15 protein-coding genes and 1 riboswitch are annotated in these 18,070 nt (G+C 37.4%); of the genes, 5 read left to right on the top strand and 10 right to left on the bottom strand.

Features of this window, described 5'->3' with window-relative positions; all coding sequences use genetic code 11:
- Positions 1-4: 4 nt before the first annotated feature.
- A complete protein-coding gene (locus P3F81_RS00705; protein ID WP_147667312.1) occupies positions 5-1,708 on the bottom strand; it encodes a ShlB/FhaC/HecB family hemolysin secretion/activation protein in 1,704 nt (567 codons plus the stop codon).
- 358 nt (positions 1,709-2,066) lie between these two features.
- Between P3F81_RS00705 and P3F81_RS00700 the strand changes: the two genes are divergently transcribed.
- Complete coding sequence (locus P3F81_RS00700; RefSeq protein WP_147667314.1) at positions 2,067-2,552, top strand: hypothetical protein; 486 nt, start codon at positions 2,067-2,069, stop codon at positions 2,550-2,552.
- A gap of 69 nt (positions 2,553-2,621) precedes the next feature.
- On the opposite strand, the gene P3F81_RS00695 is transcribed toward P3F81_RS00700, so the two are convergent.
- The 5 genes from P3F81_RS00695 to P3F81_RS00675 form a co-directional block, all read right to left on the bottom strand.
- The gene (locus P3F81_RS00695) at positions 2,622-4,181 is read right to left on the bottom strand and encodes a DUF4127 family protein (RefSeq protein WP_309320529.1); all 1,560 of its coding nucleotides are present in this window, start codon (positions 4,179-4,181) and stop codon (positions 2,622-2,624) included.
- Between the two features lie 20 nt (positions 4,182-4,201).
- On the bottom strand, positions 4,202-4,876 hold the full coding sequence (locus P3F81_RS00690; protein ID WP_147667316.1) for a hypothetical protein: 675 nt from the start codon (positions 4,874-4,876) through the stop codon (positions 4,202-4,204).
- 97 nt (positions 4,877-4,973) lie between these two features.
- Positions 4,974-5,645, bottom strand: a complete 672-nt coding sequence (locus P3F81_RS00685; protein WP_147667318.1) for a DUF2225 domain-containing protein — start codon at positions 5,643-5,645, stop codon at positions 4,974-4,976.
- Positions 5,646-5,828: 183 nt separating this feature from the next.
- Positions 5,829-7,307 carry a glycoside hydrolase family 10-like protein gene (locus tag P3F81_RS00680; RefSeq protein ID WP_147667320.1) on the bottom strand — a complete coding sequence of 493 codons (1,479 nt, stop codon included), beginning with the start codon at positions 7,305-7,307 and terminating at the stop codon, positions 5,829-5,831.
- A 213-nt stretch (positions 7,308-7,520) separates the two neighbouring features.
- A complete protein-coding gene (locus tag P3F81_RS00675; RefSeq protein ID WP_147667322.1) occupies positions 7,521-8,429 on the bottom strand; it encodes a hypothetical protein in 909 nt (302 codons plus the stop codon).
- A 214-nt stretch (positions 8,430-8,643) separates the two neighbouring features.
- Here P3F81_RS00675 and thiT point away from each other — a divergent pair, with 214 nt between their 5' ends.
- Positions 8,644-9,252 carry an energy-coupled thiamine transporter ThiT gene (thiT, locus tag P3F81_RS00670; RefSeq protein ID WP_147667324.1) on the top strand — a complete coding sequence of 203 codons (609 nt, stop codon included), beginning with the start codon at positions 8,644-8,646 and terminating at the stop codon, positions 9,250-9,252.
- Between the two features lie 63 nt (positions 9,253-9,315).
- Here thiT and P3F81_RS00665 read toward each other — a convergent pair whose 3' ends face one another.
- Both P3F81_RS00665 and P3F81_RS00660 read right to left on the bottom strand, forming a co-directional pair.
- Positions 9,316-9,801, bottom strand: a complete 486-nt coding sequence (locus tag P3F81_RS00665) for a DUF2076 domain-containing protein (RefSeq protein ID WP_147667326.1) — start codon at positions 9,799-9,801, stop codon at positions 9,316-9,318.
- Position 9,802: 1 nt separating this feature from the next.
- Positions 9,803-10,081 (bottom strand): hypothetical protein, encoded by a 279-nt coding sequence (locus tag P3F81_RS00660; RefSeq protein WP_147667328.1) that lies wholly within the window; start codon positions 10,079-10,081, stop codon positions 9,803-9,805.
- A 413-nt stretch (positions 10,082-10,494) separates the two neighbouring features.
- A riboswitch (cobalamin riboswitch) is annotated at positions 10,495-10,677 on the top strand.
- Positions 10,678-10,870: 193 nt separating this feature from the next.
- On the opposite strand from P3F81_RS00660, the gene P3F81_RS00655 reads away from it, so the two are divergent.
- The 3 genes from P3F81_RS00655 to P3F81_RS00645 all read left to right on the top strand — a co-directional run bounded on the left by P3F81_RS00655 (position 10,871) and on the right by P3F81_RS00645 (position 14,573).
- Positions 10,871-13,021 (top strand): TonB-dependent receptor, encoded by a 2,151-nt coding sequence (locus tag P3F81_RS00655; RefSeq protein ID WP_147667330.1) that lies wholly within the window; start codon positions 10,871-10,873, stop codon positions 13,019-13,021.
- A gap of 24 nt (positions 13,022-13,045) precedes the next feature.
- Complete coding sequence (locus P3F81_RS00650) at positions 13,046-13,888, top strand: 4Fe-4S binding protein (RefSeq protein WP_147667332.1); 843 nt, start codon at positions 13,046-13,048, stop codon at positions 13,886-13,888.
- A 190-nt stretch (positions 13,889-14,078) separates the two neighbouring features.
- Complete coding sequence (locus P3F81_RS00645) at positions 14,079-14,573, top strand: hypothetical protein (protein ID WP_147667336.1); 495 nt, start codon at positions 14,079-14,081, stop codon at positions 14,571-14,573.
- 56 nt (positions 14,574-14,629) lie between these two features.
- Here P3F81_RS00645 and cydC read toward each other — a convergent pair whose 3' ends face one another.
- Both cydC and cydD read right to left on the bottom strand, forming a co-directional pair.
- Entirely contained in the window at positions 14,630-16,348 is a 1,719-nt protein-coding gene (gene cydC, locus P3F81_RS00640; RefSeq protein WP_147667338.1) for a thiol reductant ABC exporter subunit CydC, read from the bottom strand.
- Positions 16,345-18,069, bottom strand: a complete 1,725-nt coding sequence (cydD, locus tag P3F81_RS00635) for a thiol reductant ABC exporter subunit CydD (RefSeq protein ID WP_147667340.1) — start codon at positions 18,067-18,069, stop codon at positions 16,345-16,347. Before cydD ends, cydC begins: the two co-directional genes overlap by 4 nt.
- Between the last annotated feature and the right edge of the window lies 1 nt (position 18,070).

The following is an 18,070-nucleotide window of genomic DNA, read 5'->3' as shown; positions in this document are numbered from 1 at the left end:
ACTCCTAAAACTGATGTACTATTTGAAAACCGTAGGTTTTTGGTGCGGTCGTAAATCCATCTGGTTTTTTTATTGGCCAACCGACAAACACATCATATTTTATATTCTCAGCCTCCCCTCTAAAGCCAATCGCTCCACCAGCCAGTTCACTACCAGTAAGATACTCAGCAGATGGCCCCTGCACTTTCCCATAATCTATGGCAGCATAAAAATTATGTTTGGCTGCAATAGGAAATACGAATTCATTGCGAATCACCATCCCATTTTCTGCTGATAAAGATTGTTCGCCATCAAAACCGCGAACGCTATAACGTCCACCAATGCTAAAAAATTCTGAACTGTATAAATAATCTTTCGTGCTTTGTCCACGAATGTTAAGATTATATTTGCCTTTTGCATTGCCAAATTTTAATGGTGTAGCAAAATTAAAATCCATCGTATACATGCTGTATCGTGTTGTTGGCTGTTCGTACATCCCATCAGTAATACCTGGCTGTGCACTAAACCACGGCACGCCTTTTCGATAGTACATTGCAAAGTCCATTACACTTTCACCAAAGTATTGCCTTTGCAAAACCCCAAGCTCTAGCGCTGTCGTCTTTTGACGTTGCACACCAATTTCTGTTCCGTCGATATAGCTTCGCCGTTTTTTCTGTACAACGCCAATTTCAATATCGCTTTTTCGTGTCTGATCACGATAATAATTATGATTTAACCGAATCTGCGTATTGGTCATCTTCCCCGAAGATAAAAAGGGAAGTAAAGTGGTTTCTACTGTTTGATGATATTCATAATCCGATTGACTCAGTGTAAGCGTCTCTTTTCCTAACGGAAGTGAGTAATATAAGTTATGTGATTTTGTTCCTTTTCTCGTATCTTCTGAATTGGCATCTTTGCCAAAGGACAGATAAAATAGGTCATTGATTGAAAATATATTATCTAATGATAAAGAGGTAGTCGCTTGTAGCTTTCCTGTTTCCTTTGCTCCTGAGTCGTCAAAGGATAAAACGCCGTGCCAGTTTTTACTGCGCGAAACTTTTAAGGCGATATTGCTTTCGCCATCCTTTTCGCCTGGTTCAATACTGATATCAACATCTTGAGAAGCTAGTCGCTTCATTTGTTCTAACCCTTGTTCGATATCTCGAATGTTGAGTACATCTCCATGATGAACCGGAAAAGCGTTGACCCAGGTTCCCCAAGTCCCAGGTTTAAAATAAATTTTCCCAATGGTTCCTGCTTGCAAAGATAAGGTAAGCTTTCCTGTAGATAAATCCTGTTCTGAGACAAATACCCTTGTAGTAACATATCCTTTATCCACAAAAGCTTCATTTAGTTTCGCAATAAGTAAATTGATCCCTTGTACGCCAATGCGTTGATTTGCGTATTGATTGAGATATTCTTGTGCCCAATAGAATTTTTCAGCATATTCTCCTTTTAGTTCCATATGCTCAATAAAAAAACTTGGCGTTTCTTCTGGCAATTGAATTTTCGCTAGATTTTCTTGCCCCTCTTGTAAGCTGATAAAATCCTTCGAGGTACGATTTTGAGCATCAGCTTGCGCTTGTTTTTCTGACATCCGGTTTTCTTGCTGTTTTAGCACCGCTGCTTGTTTTGCTTCCATTTCTGATGATGGTCCCGCCAACACCACATTCGCCAATAGCAAACTTGGCACACCAATCGCCAAAATTCTACAGATTTTATTTTTCATTACCAAAATCCCTTCTATATGATAAATCGGCTTATATTCCCTTAGTCATTATATAGTTTCTATATTGAAAATTTTGTCTAAAAAGGACTAATGTACTAATTTTTTATCTTATTTTTATTTATTCATGTTTAAATAAATGGTATATATAAATAAAAATAACCAATATCTTTTTATTTATATATACTATTTATAGTCGCGTGTATTATATCAGTACATTTCTTTCACAAAAATCCCTTCACCACACAATTTTTTATCGACTTGTCTTGCATAAATTGTTAAAATAAAATTAGGTAAATATAACAATTGTGCGTGCGTTTTCTAAAATTCATTACCAACATGTAAGAAGGAGTGGATTCTTATGAAAATATCAAGTATAGCAAGTTCTGGTAGCGTTCCTTATATCATTCCTATTGCTGAAAATTTAGGCTCAGGCGATTCTGTGCCTTCTTTTGGGCCAGCTTATACCGTGGAATTTTCAAATCGTTTTAATAATGAAACCGCTGATAAAGAACTCCCGATTCCAATGATTGCGCCTAAAAAATCCAATGTCACAGAAGATTGTTTGGCCTGTAATGCCCGTAAATTTCATGGTGTATCCAATCAGACTTTAGCTACGGCTTCACCAATAAAACCGATCGGATTTAATCAGACTTCTACACCGATTGATCCTACTGCTGATAATTATCGCGTTGAGGATGAAGTAAAAACGACTAAAGGTACCGAGCTTGTGAGAAAAAGTATTCGTATCTATAGTGCCGTCTGCCCAGTATGCGGACACGGATATATTGACAGCCAGCTTGATTCGGACTCCGGTCTTGGCAAAAACGTTGATATCGCAGCATAATTTTAATTAATTTTCTTATAATACAAAAATGGTGTTGCTCTTTCAGCAACACCATTTTTTTCAGATGTTTTATTGTACTTCTACCCCTGCTTCAAACATGCGATTCCAAGGGAAATCGACATTTACTTTTTTTATTGAGAAATCTTTTAAATGCTCTTTCGCAAATACGTTCATTTCTTCATCTGCACGCTTTGTTACAAAGCCTTGAAGTTCGTCCAAATTGCTATAATTGCCACCTTGCATAGTCGCAATTTCTCCTGCAAGGACTTGTCTTATATTCGCTTGATATGCCCAGTCATCAAGTAGACGAACAGCCAATAAGCGATGGCGTCCCTCAAGTGTCATTTTATCACTGAGAATCCCTTGCCCAATCACAAACCCTGCACTGTTATTTGCTGTATTCCAACCTGAATATGCAACAATTTTATCGAGTAGTTCTTCTTTTTCAAGCGCTGCCATCAAAGAATTATCCGCACCGTTTGCATAGGCAATATCTGCGATTGCCACTGGATAACCTGCACTCAAATACTCTTTCACCTCTTGAACAAAGCTTTCTGTATTTGATTTTGGCTGTACAGTATTCGTTGGGAAATTCGCTTCTCCTGTTTTGCCATCTACATTGGTGTTCACCATTAAGACTAAATCGGCGCGATCAGGCGTTAAGACCGGAATCGCTCCTGCAGCGAATAAATGTGAATGAATAGAAGTCTCAATTGCTTCATCAGAATAAGTTGGTATAGTCGCTCCTCCTACACCATCTGCGTAACGAACAGCTACCAATGGAACATTCCAGGTTTCATCATTAATCGCTCTCGTCAACATAACCATTGCCATTTCATCAATACCCGATAAAGTTTGAAATTGACTAATAGACAAGCCTTGTGCTAATGCATCTAATTGACGACTTTCTTTATGGGTTTGTGAAAACGGTGCATTATCATCTCTTCCTAGTGCTAAGTAGCGAAAAACACCATCTTTTGTTAAATGTATCATTTTTGAGTTAGCGGCAAAGTTTTTAGAACGTCTTGCCATCCAATCCTCTATAGCATCTTGTGGAATAGATTTTTCTAATTTAGCCAGTTCTTTCGTTTCTTTACGAGATAACCCTACACATTCTTTTTTATCTAGCAATGCCGTGTATTGAAAAATGCTGGGTCCATACTTCGCATAATATTCTGGCTCTTCACTGCCAGATGCACGTGGCGTACGCATAATGGATCCAAAAGCATAAATCTCAAGATTCGGATTTTCTTGTTTCAATTTTATGAAATTATCTACTCGATTTAAAATCACAGTTTCGTCGATATTATGTTTTCTCGAACCGACTAAACTCCCATAGAGTAATGCATCCGAAGATAACACAACTGCATCGGCACCTTTAGCATTTGCAAAAACCCATTGCCATAATTCATCTGGCTTACCCAGCATTTCGCGATTACCGACAAATTCATTTGGTGCATTTACGATTTCTATCTCCGTCATTTTTACAGTATCAGATGTTTGCTCAAATGAAATCGGACGATTATCGTGTGGTACAAAAAGAATTTTCCCGTTTGCAAGTGCATCTGGCATCATGATGCCTAAACAACAGGCAGCCACCATTAAGATTTTTGTAAAGCTTTTCCTCAAAAAAATCCCTCCTTATTGCATTATTTTAAAATATTCTTTATTGCATTTTCTACAGATTCAGGCATATTTAGAGAAGTCTTAAATTCTATATAACCGTCTTGGGGCACGGCTTCTTGAATTTCTATCGTATCAATCAGCTTGTACCCATATAGTTCGCTTTTCCCAAAGTCAGACCCAGCCAATACATTCTTTAAATCAAGCGTTACCGTATTGCCTTTTATCTGCATCGGGATTTCTTCTCCCAAATCCATTTTCCCAACAAAATTCTCCATCATAGATAAACTAAACTGCGAGACAAAAAATGATAAAAATCCCTTATCGGGTAATTTCTTTTTCACCACTGTAAATTGGACAGTTGAATTATCTTTATTATGTTCAAATCGATCAATGCGGCATGTCATTTCGACTCTGCCGAGATGAGCAGTATTCGCCTTAATTTTTATTTTTTTATCGCCAATGGAAGTCACTTGCAAATCGGATATATTTTCATTATTTTCAATACTTCGAGCTAGAGATTCATTGAGCAATTCATCTGATACAGCTACTTTTCCTTCCCTTAGTCCTTCTAAAGTTTGTTTATTCCAAGTATCTTTTATTACCTTAATTACGGGTGTAAAATCAGCTACTTTACCTGATATAGCACTTAAATCAATTTGACTTATCCATGATGAAGGTAAATCAACTGGCATATCCATCTTCTTCACCTCTATATTTATAGTGTAATGATTAAACGTACACTATATTATACCGCAATCATACTTTTTATTCCATTTACTTATTTTGGTTAATACTCTATCCCTTTTCGTCTCTCATATCCTGCCAAACATCACGCGCCAGTTTATAAATCTTATATTCACTGCGGGCTGTTTTGTCTCCAATAATCCTGCTTAGATACTGCGTAGCCTTCTCGATTTCACCAAGTCTTCTATGCAAATCGCCAATAAGGTAAATTACCGCATTATCCGTCAAACTTCCAATAGGAAAACGCTCTGTAATTAAGGCACGATCATAGGCTTTTAATGCTAATTCTAACAATTGATTTTCATTTTCTTTATCTTCAACCTCTCGATAGAGCCATGCCAATTTTAAATATAACCCAGCCATTCGGCTCGCCGGAGCTTTTGCTAAATCCGCTATATAAATCGCCAATTTAAAAGCGGTGATCGCCTGTTCCCGCGTTCTGAACTCAGTATGCGGAATGCGAATCTGGCGCGCCATTAAAAATTCGGCAACTCTATCTTTTTCCCGCTCTTTTATCTCTTTAAAATGATTAGTATCTGATGCATAACCACAATGCGGACAAATCCAAATCGTATAATAATAAGGATTAAAATCCTTATAATACGCACAAAAATCGCTATCTTGTTTTATTTTTATCATTCTAGAGCGTAACTTCGTTACAGGCATAGAATAACAACAAATCGGACATTCTTCCTCACTTACATATGTATAACCAATAGACATCCATTCATCTCTCCCTATATCCATATAATTATAGATTACCACAAAAGTTCGCCTTTGCGTTAGACATTATGTAAAAAACAAACTAAAAGCTCCAAAAATCTAAACTAAAAATAAATTTTAAGCGAAAAGAGGACATCACGCGACTTAATTAATGCAATGTCCTCTTCTCCTGTAACTTTTCTATTATTTTTTTAACTTAACCGTTGGGTTGCTTTCAATATGATTTCTATTTAAAGCTGTTATTGCATAATAAAAATCCCCGTCTTTATTATCTACATATTCTTCATACTCCCCTTCATTGTTTCTTACCTTTGCAATTATTTTCGCAGGATTCGTTAAGTCCATCTTTTCCCCTTGATTAAATCGATAAATTAAATAATATTTTGCATCTTGATAATTATTAAAGATAGTAATTGCTTTACTTGTCCCATTATCGTTTATTGCTACTTCCACAGGCTTTGGTTTTTTATCATTAAGCCACGGCATAGAATAAGGAATTGCCGGAAGGCGATAGAGTTCTTTTAATGTTTCTCTAACTCCATTTCTATTATTACTTATATCACTATAAGTAAAATATACACTTCCCTTTACGTTGTCATATTTTTCATTTACCTTTATTTGCTCTGCAAGTTCTGCGACAATTTCATCCTTATAAATACCTTCACCAATGTATAACTGTGTTTTCTTTCCTGCTACTTCATTGTTCCACCATTCTACAACGGTAACATAATTGGAGTTTTTATTATCGGTTGTCCAATATACCTGAGGTACTACATAATCAATCCATTCATTCTGTATCCATGTTCGCGTGTCACAAAAAATTTCATAATAGCTTTCATATCCTTCCGTATCCGATCCAGTTTCGTCATTGCTTTTATTTTTCCATATTCCTGCCGGGCTAATACCAAATTTAACCTCAGGCTTTATTTGTTTTATCGCTTGACTTACTTCTGCAACTAATTGATTAACACTGTCTATACGAAAAGCTTCCAATGATTTTCCTTCGCCATACTGCTCATAGGCAATCTTATCATCAATATTTTTTTTTGGATAAAAATAATCATCAAAATGTATACCATCTATATCATAGTTTTCTACAATTTCTTTTACAGTATCTACAATATAATGTCTTACTTCAGGAATTCCAGGATTATAGTAGAGTTTATTATCGTATTCAATTACCCATTGTGGATGCTGCACAGCAAAGTTATTAGGTGCTAATTGATCATTTTCCGCGGGCAAACTCGTCACTCGATAGGGATTTAGCCACGCATGAATTTCAAGATTTCTTTGATGCGCTTCTTTTATCATAAATTCTAGCGGATCATACCCCGGGTCTTGTCCCTGTATACCAGTGAGAACCTCTGACCATGGATTTATCTTCGATTGATATAACGCATCTCCTTTTGGTCTTACTTGTACAATCACCGTATTAAATCCAAGTGAACTAACATCATCCAGAATCTTTATAAATTCTTCTTTTTGCGCATTTATATCCCCTTTCGTTGACGGCCAATCCAAATTAAAAACCGTGCTAATCCAAACTGCTCTTATATCACGCTTAGCAGCATTTCGATTAACTTCTTCTTTTGCACATCCGATCATCTGTGTAGCGACGATTATTACTAAGCTAATTAATATCAACTGTATAAACTTTTTCATCTTTCTACCTCATTCTTTCGTTTACGCCCAAATATAAAGTAACACCTTTCATTATATTATTTTATATTAACTCCTAGTTAATATACCTCTTTTATTTTTGTTCGACCGTACTCTTTTACTTTCCAAGTAATCCGTCTTGATCTAATAAAAAAAGAAGACTACCTCAGATGGAAATATTTCCTTTTGAGGTAGCCTTATCGTTTTATTCTCTTTTTATTTTTTTACTTTACCTGATTTATCGAGTTTCATCTCTTCTGCATTTTTTATCGCTTCTTCAGGTACTTTTATTTCTTCATTACCATCCATAGGTTTTATTTCAGTATTCATTGTGATTGTAGAGGCATCTAAAAATTGTTTAACTGCAACTCTGTCCCTTAATTTCATTTCTGGGAACTGATCCATAATTGCATCTGCCGATCTTCTTACTGTGTCAGAAAAATCTAACGTTGTAGTAATAGATTTGTTCTTTTTATCAAGGTGCTCCTTATATGGCATTTCACCTATTTGATTCATTACGGTTTTACAAACACTAATAAATTGTTTTTTATCTGCTTCATTTTTAAATACGTCCTTATCCTCTGATAATGAACTTTCAATGAATTCACCAATTGGGGAAAAATCGAAAATATATTCGGCATCTAACGAATCTTCCGTTTCATATTGAATCGATACTGATTTAATTAGAGCCAGTTGCATCTCCATAAGCTCTTTTTCCGATGACGTTCCTTTAAAATTTTTAAATTTTTGTTTGTACCATTTTTTATTGTCTAACGTATACACTTCCAGGTCATTTCCCTTTTGTTGAGCATACTGCATCACCTGAACTTCATTTGCTGTTTGACCAAGCATTTGAAATGTCATTTTATTCGTAACTTTATATACAATTGGTTCCGAGCTCTTTCCAATAACATTCATATCAAGATTCAGATTTCCCATTGGAGTCTCTGCATTAATTAAAATATGCGCGGTTAAATTTTCAGCATAAAAATCCTTATGTAAATCCATTAGGTATTGCTTCGCATCCATATTATTTGGTTGCTGCGCCGCAAAAACTTCCCGTTCAGTTGAAAAATTAAGCAATAACCCAAGAACAATAAAAATTCCAAAAATTATTTTTTTCATCTACGATCTCTCCCTATTAATTATATAAACGTCACTTTACTCCATTCCAGCATAACACCTATTTAATCCCAATTCAATCCTTTCTTTAAAAACAACAGCATAACCGGTAATTTTTATGCTAAATTGCAAAAAAATTTCCCCCGTAGTATGCTAGATACTAGTTGATTCTGAACTCAACGATTGCTTTATATTTGAAATGTAAGGAGATGTTCTTTTGTTTAAAAATTTTTTGGAGCTTGCTTCCCATCCAACGAGTATTTTCGCCTTGTTAGGCATTGCCATATTACTTTTTGCTCTTTTTCGCATAAAAAAGATACAATTAACGCCAAAATTAATTACCCATATGGGCCTTATGATTTCTCTCGCCTTTATTTTGCATCAAATTCGAATTTATCATATGCCACAAGGAGGAAGTATTACGCTTGGCTCAATGGTTCCACTTCTATTTCTCGCATTTTGCTATGGTCCAGGAATTGGATTCCTCGCAGGATTCCTTTATGGCGTAATCAACCTTCTCTTTAACCCTTATATTTTACATCCTGTACAAGTATTATTTGACTATCCGCTTCCTTATATGGCAATTGGCCTTGCAGGATACTTCCCTAATCGCCTTTTTCTCAGTACTACGCTTGCTATTATAGGTCGGTTTATTTGTCATTTCATCTCTGGTATTGTCTTTTTTGCCTCTTATGCGCCCGAAGGAACTTCCCCCTATTTTTACGCTTTTATTTTTAATGCCAGCTATCTATTCCCAGAGCTTATCATTACTTTAATTTTATTGAAACTGCTTCCCCTAAAAAATTTAATGCAACAGGCAAAATAAAATAGATAAAAGGGCTGTTGCACTAGCGAAATTTTTCGCAGGCAACAGCCCTTATCTTATTTTTTAACGACGACGATTATATACATTCTCGTCTTCATTTTTTCTGCTTTTAAACTTATCCCAAAGTGTTTTTCCTAACAAAATTACGCCACCAAAAATAAGTACATTAAGCATCAAGCCCATAATATCTGACATAAAACCATTCATGCCAAACATGCTTCCTAACATGCTGCCAAGCATCATACCACCAGCGAATATCCCTATATTACGCATCATTCCACCAAATGGTGAAGCTGATTTCGTTGCAGCGCTATTTACTGCACTGCTTTGCGCTTTCGAGTTTGCCGCAGGTGCTTTATCACTATAACTGTTTGCTGGCGCTGATTCTTTATAGCCATCCTTTTGTGGCTGAGTTTTATTCACTGGTGCTTTTTGCGTAGTTTTTGGTGCAGACATTTTTATTTTACTCCCACCAATCGCTGCATAACTCACTGTATAAACACTAAAAAAACATAACAACAAAATAGCAAATACTCTACAAAATTTCATCTTATTCCTCCTGATGCGCTTTAATATCTTCTGGAAATGCATAAATTTCTGATAATGTTGGTAATTCACCTGACAAATAACGATCAATATCGTGAACATCAATATAAAAAGAACAGTTCACTTCCAAGTATCCTTGTTCTTTTCCTCCACTCACATTACGAATCGCCATTAATCGTTCTCTTAGCGCCAACGTTTCCTCTTGGCCCGCAGTCACATCCAAGCGAATCAAAGGAACTCCATATTCCCTAAGTACATCATGCAAAGTCAATCGTTCTGACATCGAATCCTCCATTAAAATAAATTTTGCTACTTTAATTACACTTCGTTCTTCCCTAACTATTTTCCTCTAGAATTTATTTACTAAACATTTATTTCCACAGTGAAAATTCATCTCTCTTATGCAACCTTTGCTTTTCCCTGCTCCCAAGCTGATAAAATCGCAAAGTTATTACAATACATCGCTTGGCAAATACGCTTTAATACCATCAATCTCAATCATTATTCCCGCATACGCCGTTATCGGAAACACAGTAAACATACAAATATCTACTACAACTTTTAGCAAAAAAGATTTTTCATCTATACCCCTCCAAGCATTTTTTATGCCTATAGATTACTACATAAAATATAAAAATTCTATTTTTTACTAGACATTATGATTATTTATGATATAATATGCAATTGTATTTAGCAATCGAATATTTAGGAGCAAGGTGCCCGTTTAGGGCTTAATAGGGAAATCGGTGCAATACCGATGCGGTCCCGCCACTGTAATAGGGAGCAAATCCATATGATGTCACTGAAGCGTATGCTTTGGGAAGGCTTGGATAAGCGATGAACTAGAGCCAGGAGAACTGCCTGCTTAACAATTACCGTTGACCTACGAGCGATAGGGAGGGAATTTTTAGGGCAGTATTTTTTCTGTTTAAAAATATAACTTCTTCTGTGGTTTTACGCAGAAGAAGTTTTTTTATTCATTAGCATCTATTTTTTCGCTGTTTTGCCCTCTTAATATTTCGTTATTTTTCTACGGTAAGAGGCAAAATTAACAACACAAGGAGATTTCCAAATGAGAAAGAAAAACATAGCGATTATGATTTTAACAGCACTTACATTATCTACGACAGTTCAAGCTGCACCAACGGAGGAATTGGATGAATATTCATTAGATACTGTGATTGTTACAGCAACACGAACAAGTGAAAGCATAAAAAATGTTCCGGCAAATGTTACTGTAATCACTACCAAAGATTTAGAAAAGAAACAAATTTTTAGCGCACGCGAGGCACTGCAAAACGAAGTTGGTTTTTATTTATCACCAACGGCGGAAACGAAAAACGGCTTATCACTGCGTGGATTTAGCGGTCAAGATATTCTTGTTTTATATGACGGTCAACAAATTAACTCCGCTTTTGACGGTAGTATCGCCTGGGATTCCATTCCGCTAAATAAAATCGAACGCATCGAAATCGTTAGAGGTGCCGGATCATCACTCTATGGTGGTCATGCTGTTGCCGGTGTTATCAATATTATTCCCAAAGAATCCACTGGCGAAACGAATGTTGATATGAACGTATCTTATGGCAGTAACAATACATGGAAGCGCGGCATAAACATAGATGGTGCAGTCAATGACGATCTTTCTTTTAACATCGGTTATCAAAAACGCTCTACGCAAGGATATCGCGGCTATTATAAAACGGCCTCTGGAAAGACTACTGGTTCTTCCTCTTCAACCGCTGACCTTCCAACGTTAGGAAGCGGACAATATGTGATTGGCGGTCGCGGTGAAAAATCGAAAATCAGTGAAGATTATTTTGTCGACTTCACCTACGATATTGACGATAATCGTTCAGTAAAATACTCTTATACACACAATAATTATAATTACGCTTATAACAATCCTTTTAGCTATATTTACGATAGCGCTGGGAATCAGATATTCAAAGGAACGATCCTTACACAAGATGGCAACTATGTAACCATTAAGCCTTCCGACTACCTTGGTTATATTGGTGAACGCGAACAAGATATACATAAAATAAACTACCGTGATGATGAAAATCAAATTAAAATTGGCATTGGTATGACTGATTTGAAGAAAGAAGGCTATAGCTCTGCCGATTCATCCGCCACCTCTACTGATTGGGATGGGAAAGGTAGTTTGGCAAGTTATCCAAGCAAAAATTATAATTTTGATTTCCAAAAAACATGGGAATTTGATAAACATAATGTGATTGCCGGCTTCGCTTGGATGAAAGAAAAAATGACTTATACCTCTTACGGCTTGACCAATTGGAACGATTGGAATTCTATTTCTTCGCTTAACAGCATCAATAGTGGCTCGACCCATACCCTTGCTCTTTTCGCCCAAGATCAATACACTTTGTCTGAGCAGTGGAAAGTATATACGGGCGTGCGTTTTGATCAATATAAAAAAGAAGGGGGCTACTCTTATCTTGCTTCAGGCAATAGTAGGCAGGATTTCCCTAGTAAATCATTTAGTGAAGTAAGTCCGAAAATTGCTTTTGAATACACGGCTGACGATAGAACCACTTATTTCACAAGCTATGGACATTCCTTCAACCCACCAAGCATTTACAAACTATATCGCCGCGCCGGCACTTCAATGTCAAGCGTACAAGCAAACCCAGATTTAGAGCCAGAAACTTCAAATACCTTTGAACTTGGCATGAAACGAGACTTAGACGATAATACTTCCTTGGGAATTACACTCTTCCATGTAAAAACTAAAGATAAAATTGCCTTAGCTACAAAAAATGGTGTCAAAGCTTATTATAATCTTGATAACGCCACAGCCAAAGGTGTTGAACTTGAATTAAAACATAAACTAAATGACAATTGGTCTTCTTATTTTAATTACACTTACGAACGCGGCGAAAACGAATCTAACGACCAAACGACCCGCAATTGGGATATCCCAAGACATTTATTGCATACAGGAATAGATTATACTTATGGGAAAGCAAATTGGGGACTCGATGCACAATATGTCAGTGAAAGACAAAGCCCCGATGCTGATACAGGGGAATATGGTTCAGAAGATGCCTTCTTCCTAATGAATACTTATCTAAACTACAAAGCAACAGATCAAATCGATTTACAGTTTGGAATTCAAAATTTATTAGACCGTAAATTCTATGCAAGCGAAGCAACAAGCGGAAGAACCTATACGTTGAGCGTCAACTATTCCTTCTAATATAAAAGGATAGTGATATTTGAAATGAAAAGGTTTATCGGCTATCTAATTGGACTCGTTCTTTTTTATGCTCCGTTTGCACTTTATCAAAAATTTTTATTTTATCTATTGGGTAAAACAAATTATGCGGATATTCATGATTTTTGTTTGCGTATTCCCCTTGAACATATTTGGCGCGGCCGAATTTTTGAACAGTTTACAATAGAAACAATTACAATGTTTTTATTTATCTCTTCCGCATTTTTCCTTGGTCCATTTTTTTGTGGTCGTCTATGTATTGCAGGTGCGCTAGGTGAATATTTAAGCCAGCTAATCCCTCATAAAATTCAAATCAATTGGACGCGTTATATTGATCCCGCACCCGTTCGCTATGGAATACTTATCGGGTTTCTATTATCCCCATTGATTGGTGGGTATTTAGCTTGTGCATTTTGTAATTATCGCTTAATCGAAGCGGGTATTTTTTACATCTTTATGGGGGAAAGAACCGTTTTATCCTCTTCTGTTCTTTTCACTGCTATTCTCTGGCTCGGTTTGTTTGGCTTATTTACCAGAGGAGGACGTGGCTTCTGTAATTTTATTTGTCCTGTCGGCGCAGCACAAAATCTCATTCATTGGCTTGGCTCTAAATTTTCTTTTGTATTGCGTCTTAAAATTAACCATTCACATTGCATTCAATGCGGTAAATGCGTAGATCGATGTCCAATGGGCGCACTCCAGATACAAAAAAATATGCTCCATCACCATGCGCACCATTGTATTACTTGCAAACAATGTATAGAAAGTTGCCCTGTAAAGGCAATCTCCTATACTACGGAAAAAAAGAGTCTTAAGCATCAGGAAGTGAATTTATGCAACAAAAAATAAGTAAGTATGCCCTCACACCAATCTTTGCGAGTCTCACTATTTTTTCAGGGAGTTGCACCGGAACTTGCGGGAATTGCACTGGTGCCTGTGTCAGTGGGATTGTACTGGCAGGCACAATCTGTGGAAACTATTGCTTGGAGCGCAATAAACATTCGAATAAGAATTCTAATACATTTGGAGAGCGTTTGAAATGAGCTACAAAAAGCAATCCCTTATTTTTATTTGCAGCATACTTATTGCAATTTGTTCTGGTTACTATGCAACAAGTCAGCGTGCTGAAACGTTTCACTTCAAAGTAATCATGCCTAAACATTCACAAACAGAAACAATAAATCTGGCAACATTAGGATTTCCTAAAAAGGTATTGCAAGGCGGGCAAATCCGTATAATCAGCGATAGACAATCCTTTCAAAATAATAGCGCTGCCCCATTACATTTAAAAATTACCATGACAGGGTTACCCGCCGATTTAAAAATCTATACCAAGAGCGAAGGTTGGCAATGCTTTGATTCCCCTTTAGAAATCATCATTGAACCTAACCAAAGAATTCTGCTCGGGATCGAAACAAATCTTTCACGAAAGAATTCTTTCCTGCCATTCATCGGCAATATTGATTTAACGATAGAGGAATTGAATCAACAAAACCGTCTTCATATACACAAGTTTGAACTTGTAAACTTATAAAACTGCGCACAGAATGAAATTTTTCATTCTGTGCGCAGTTTTTCTTTAATCCTCTATTAATAATTCCGATATTGCCATAACTGATAAAAAAGTTGTTTGCGCGTAAGCAAGTCTGCAAAACTACCATGTTCAACAATTCGTCCATCTGCCAAGACAAAGATTTCGTCCATTTTTTCTAATCCTGCAAATTGATGCGTAATTAAAATTAAAGATTGTTCTTTGGCGTTGCTTAGTACCGTGTCCATAAAAACCTCTGCGTTTTTGGCATCCAGATTCACCGTAGGCTCGTCTAATAGAAGAATTGGCGCTGGCTTTAATAACGCTCTTGCCAAAATTAAGCGTTGTCTTTCGCCCCCCGATAACTTCTGTCCATTTTGTCCCACGACAAAATCCAGTCCCTCTGCCAGGGAGTTTACAAAGCTAAGTAATCCAACCTTTCCCAGAACTTCAAACATCTCTAGTTCCGTTGCCTCAGGTTTGACGATGAGAAAATTCTCGCGCAAAGTCGTATGAAAAATATGTGATTCCTGCGTAACTGCACAAAAATATTTACGCACATCTTCCGCTTCCATTTCCTGATACGAAACTGCCCCCAACGTAATTTCGCCTTGTTCATACTCCCAAAACTTTAAGAGTAAATTTACCAAGGTACTTTTTCCCGAACCACTTTCGCCAACAATCGCAATCTTTTTCCCTGCTGGAATCATGACAGATAGATTTTTTAGCACCGGTACTTCCTGCTGATACTGAAAGGATACCCCTTTTACCACTAAATCAAGCAGTTTTGCAGGTAACTGTTTTTCTATCGGCGATTTTTGTTCATGCGCTGCATCCGCAACAGAAAAAATTGATTTTGCCGCCGCCAATGTAGACGCTCCGTATTGCCAAACAGCCGGCAACGGAACTGCCGCTTCAAAACTACTTTGCACCGTGAGTAAAAGGACAACGAGCCAAACACCACTTAACTCACCCTCAGCAACGCTATAACAAAACACTAAAAGTACGAAGAAGTATGCGAGATTTACGACTGTCGTAGCAATCGCATGATTTAAAGCCGTAATTTTTATTTCCTTGACCTGTAACTTTGCCAAGTGATTTTGCATTTCTTCAAGATTCATCAAATAAGACTCTACTTTGTTCGCAATCGTAAGTTCTGCAATTCCTTCAATTCCATCTAAAAGTAGACTTTTTTGTCGAGCTTCCACAGGAGATAACGATTGCATATGCAAACGCTTATACTGTCGAACACACATCGGCACTACCAAGCCAATCAGCAAAAAGGCAAAAGCAAAAATAAAAAATGCTGGCGGTGCAAAGTAAAGTAGGATTCCACCTACTGCAATCAAAACTAAAAATGCTGTAATTAGTGGGGAAATAACTCTTAAATAAAAGTCCTGTAACCGCTCAATAGAGGTAGTAAGCAAATGAAACAATGCACCAGTTTGCCATATCTGCAGTTTTGCCGGTGCCTGTACTTCTAATCTTTGATAACACCAAACCCGAAGCTGTGTAATGATGCGAAAAGTTGCATCGTGTGCAAAACACCGTTCTGCATACCGAAGCACTGCTCGTAAAATTCCAAAAAAACGCACGCCAACAATCGCTAAAGACAATTCATAGATAAATGGGTGCAAGGCTGCTGTTGCAATCAAATAGCCCGCACATGCCATAAGCATCGCTGAGCTCATCACCGTAGCCCAAGCAAAAAATAGTGATAAAGCAATATGCCATCGTACAGGATAAATCAGGCGCAATAATCGAAGAAATGTCTTCATGATAAAGCCCCCTTATAGGCTTGATATAAAGCCGCATATGTACCATTGCGCGCAATAAGTTCCTCATGACTCCCCATTTCACAAATTCTTCCCTGCTCCATAACCACGATTTTATCCGCTTTTTGTGCAAGCTTTAATTTATGGGCGATAAAAATCAGCGTCCGATTCGTTCCCAGGGCATCAAGTGACTCCTCAAGTTCCCTTTCTGTCTTCACATCAATTCCCGCTGTCGGTTCATCAAGAATAACGAGTGGTACATCCTGCAAAAATACTCTAGCTAAGGCGAGTCGCCGCTTTTGTCCACCACTTAAGCTCTGTCCACCATCACCAATTTTCGTTTCATACCCTTCTGCTAACTGCATAATAAAGTCATGTGCTTTTGCTAATTTCGCAGCTTGCTTAATCTCTTCTAGCGATGCGCGCTTTGCCAGGGCGATATTTTCAGCAATTGTTGCTTGAAAGATATGTGGATTTTGTCCAACGTAAGCGATATGGCTAAACCAGCTTCGCTTCGTTAAATTCTGTAGATTTCGCCCATTGATAAGGACTTCTCCCGTTTGCGGCGTAATAAACCCTAAGATTGCCCGAATCAGCGTCGTCTTGCCTGCTCCACTTGTACCCACAATCGCAATTCGCTGATTCGCGGGAATATCAAGTGAAACGTCATCTAGCGCAAATGTGGACTTATTTTCATAAGCAAAATTTACTTGCTGAAACTCTATCGCAACATTTTGCGTACAAAAACCTTGTCCAAACTCTCCGCGCATTGCAAAACCCTCGCCAAGTCTTTGATAAATGTGCTGGGCTGCTGTAACCGCCGTAATCGCACTATGAAAAGCACTCCCCAATTGGCGAAATGGCTGGTAAAACTCTGGCGCAATAAGTAGTAGAAAAAACGCCAGTAAAAAATCTATTTCTCCGGAAAGAAGTCTTAGACCAACTGTTACCGCAACAAGTGCAACGCTCAAAGTTGCAACCATTTCTAAAACAAGCGCGGATAAAAAAGCCACCCTAAGTACAGACATCGTTGCCGTACGAAAGTTTTCCGAACTTCGCCGTACCAACACTTCTTGATCTTTGCTCCGTCCGAACAATTTTAGAACAGTGAGACCCTTCATTACCTCAAAGAAATGCTGACTAAGATGTGACAACGTTTTCCACTGACGCTGATTCGCTTTTTCTGCCCTTTTACCGATAAGAATCATAAAAATCGGAATAAGCGGTGCAGTTATACAAAATAAAAATAATGTAGACAAATCAAGTGGCAAAACAACGCCGATAATGACAATAGGTACAATCGCCACTGTAATCAACTGTGGTAAAAATTTGCTAAAGTATTCATCAACTGATTCAACACTTTCTGTCAGTAGATGAAGTAATGCACCATTTTCTTCACCATTTAAGGTAACTGTACCCGCCATAAAAATTCTTTGCGAAAGTTCTTTACGCAAGCGACTTTTTACCCTCACTGCAATTTTTTTTGCCAGCACATCAATACCCCAAATACATAGTGGCCTTAAACATAGAAAGAGAAGCAGCACCATAAACTGCGGCACTGCTTCTTCTACCGACCGACTCTTCAAAAACACCCCATCTACAATCCACGCGGTAAAATACGCTCCGCCAACAATACAGATAGACTGTAAAAATTGTAGTAAAGCAAGAAAAAATCCTCTTTGGTATTGATCTCTCACTTCTTTTGTCAATCGTACATCTAACATA

Origin of the sequence: Selenobaculum gibii (genome assembly GCF_030273445.1) — a bacterium.
GTDB classification, from domain to species: Bacteria; Bacillota; Negativicutes; order ICN-92133; family ICN-92133; genus Selenobaculum; species Selenobaculum gibii.
The sequence above is the reverse complement of the archived record's forward strand: the minus strand, read 5'-3'. Positions and strand labels throughout refer to the sequence as shown.

What these genes read in the sequence shown, in the direction of transcription:
- P3F81_RS00705 (WP_147667312.1), bottom strand. Translation starts at nt 1,708, where the DNA reads ATGAAAAATAAAATCTGTAGAATTTTGGCGATTGGTGTGCCAAGTTTG.
- P3F81_RS00700 (WP_147667314.1), top strand. Translation starts at nt 2,067, where the DNA reads ATGAAAATATCAAGTATAGCAAGTTCTGGTAGCGTTCCTTATATCATT.
- P3F81_RS00690 (WP_147667316.1), bottom strand. Translation starts at nt 4,876, where the DNA reads ATGGATATGCCAGTTGATTTACCTTCATCATGGATAAGTCAAATTGAT.
- P3F81_RS00685 (WP_147667318.1), bottom strand. Translation starts at nt 5,645, where the DNA reads ATGTCTATTGGTTATACATATGTAAGTGAGGAAGAATGTCCGATTTGT.
- P3F81_RS00680 (WP_147667320.1), bottom strand. Translation starts at nt 7,307, where the DNA reads ATGAAAAAGTTTATACAGTTGATATTAATTAGCTTAGTAATAATCGTC.
- P3F81_RS00675 (WP_147667322.1), bottom strand. Translation starts at nt 8,429, where the DNA reads ATGAAAAAAATAATTTTTGGAATTTTTATTGTTCTTGGGTTATTGCTT.
- P3F81_RS00665 (WP_147667326.1), bottom strand. Translation starts at nt 9,801, where the DNA reads ATGAAATTTTGTAGAGTATTTGCTATTTTGTTGTTATGTTTTTTTAGT.
- P3F81_RS00660 (WP_147667328.1), bottom strand. Translation starts at nt 10,081, where the DNA reads ATGTCAGAACGATTGACTTTGCATGATGTACTTAGGGAATATGGAGTT.
- P3F81_RS00655 (WP_147667330.1), top strand. Translation starts at nt 10,871, where the DNA reads ATGAGAAAGAAAAACATAGCGATTATGATTTTAACAGCACTTACATTA.
- P3F81_RS00650 (WP_147667332.1), top strand. Translation starts at nt 13,046, where the DNA reads ATGAAAAGGTTTATCGGCTATCTAATTGGACTCGTTCTTTTTTATGCT.
- P3F81_RS00645 (WP_147667336.1), top strand. Translation starts at nt 14,079, where the DNA reads ATGAGCTACAAAAAGCAATCCCTTATTTTTATTTGCAGCATACTTATT.
- cydC (WP_147667338.1), bottom strand. Translation starts at nt 16,348, where the DNA reads ATGAAGACATTTCTTCGATTATTGCGCCTGATTTATCCTGTACGATGG.
- cydD (WP_147667340.1), bottom strand. Translation starts at nt 18,069, where the DNA reads ATGTTAGATGTACGATTGACAAAAGAAGTGAGAGATCAATACCAAAGA.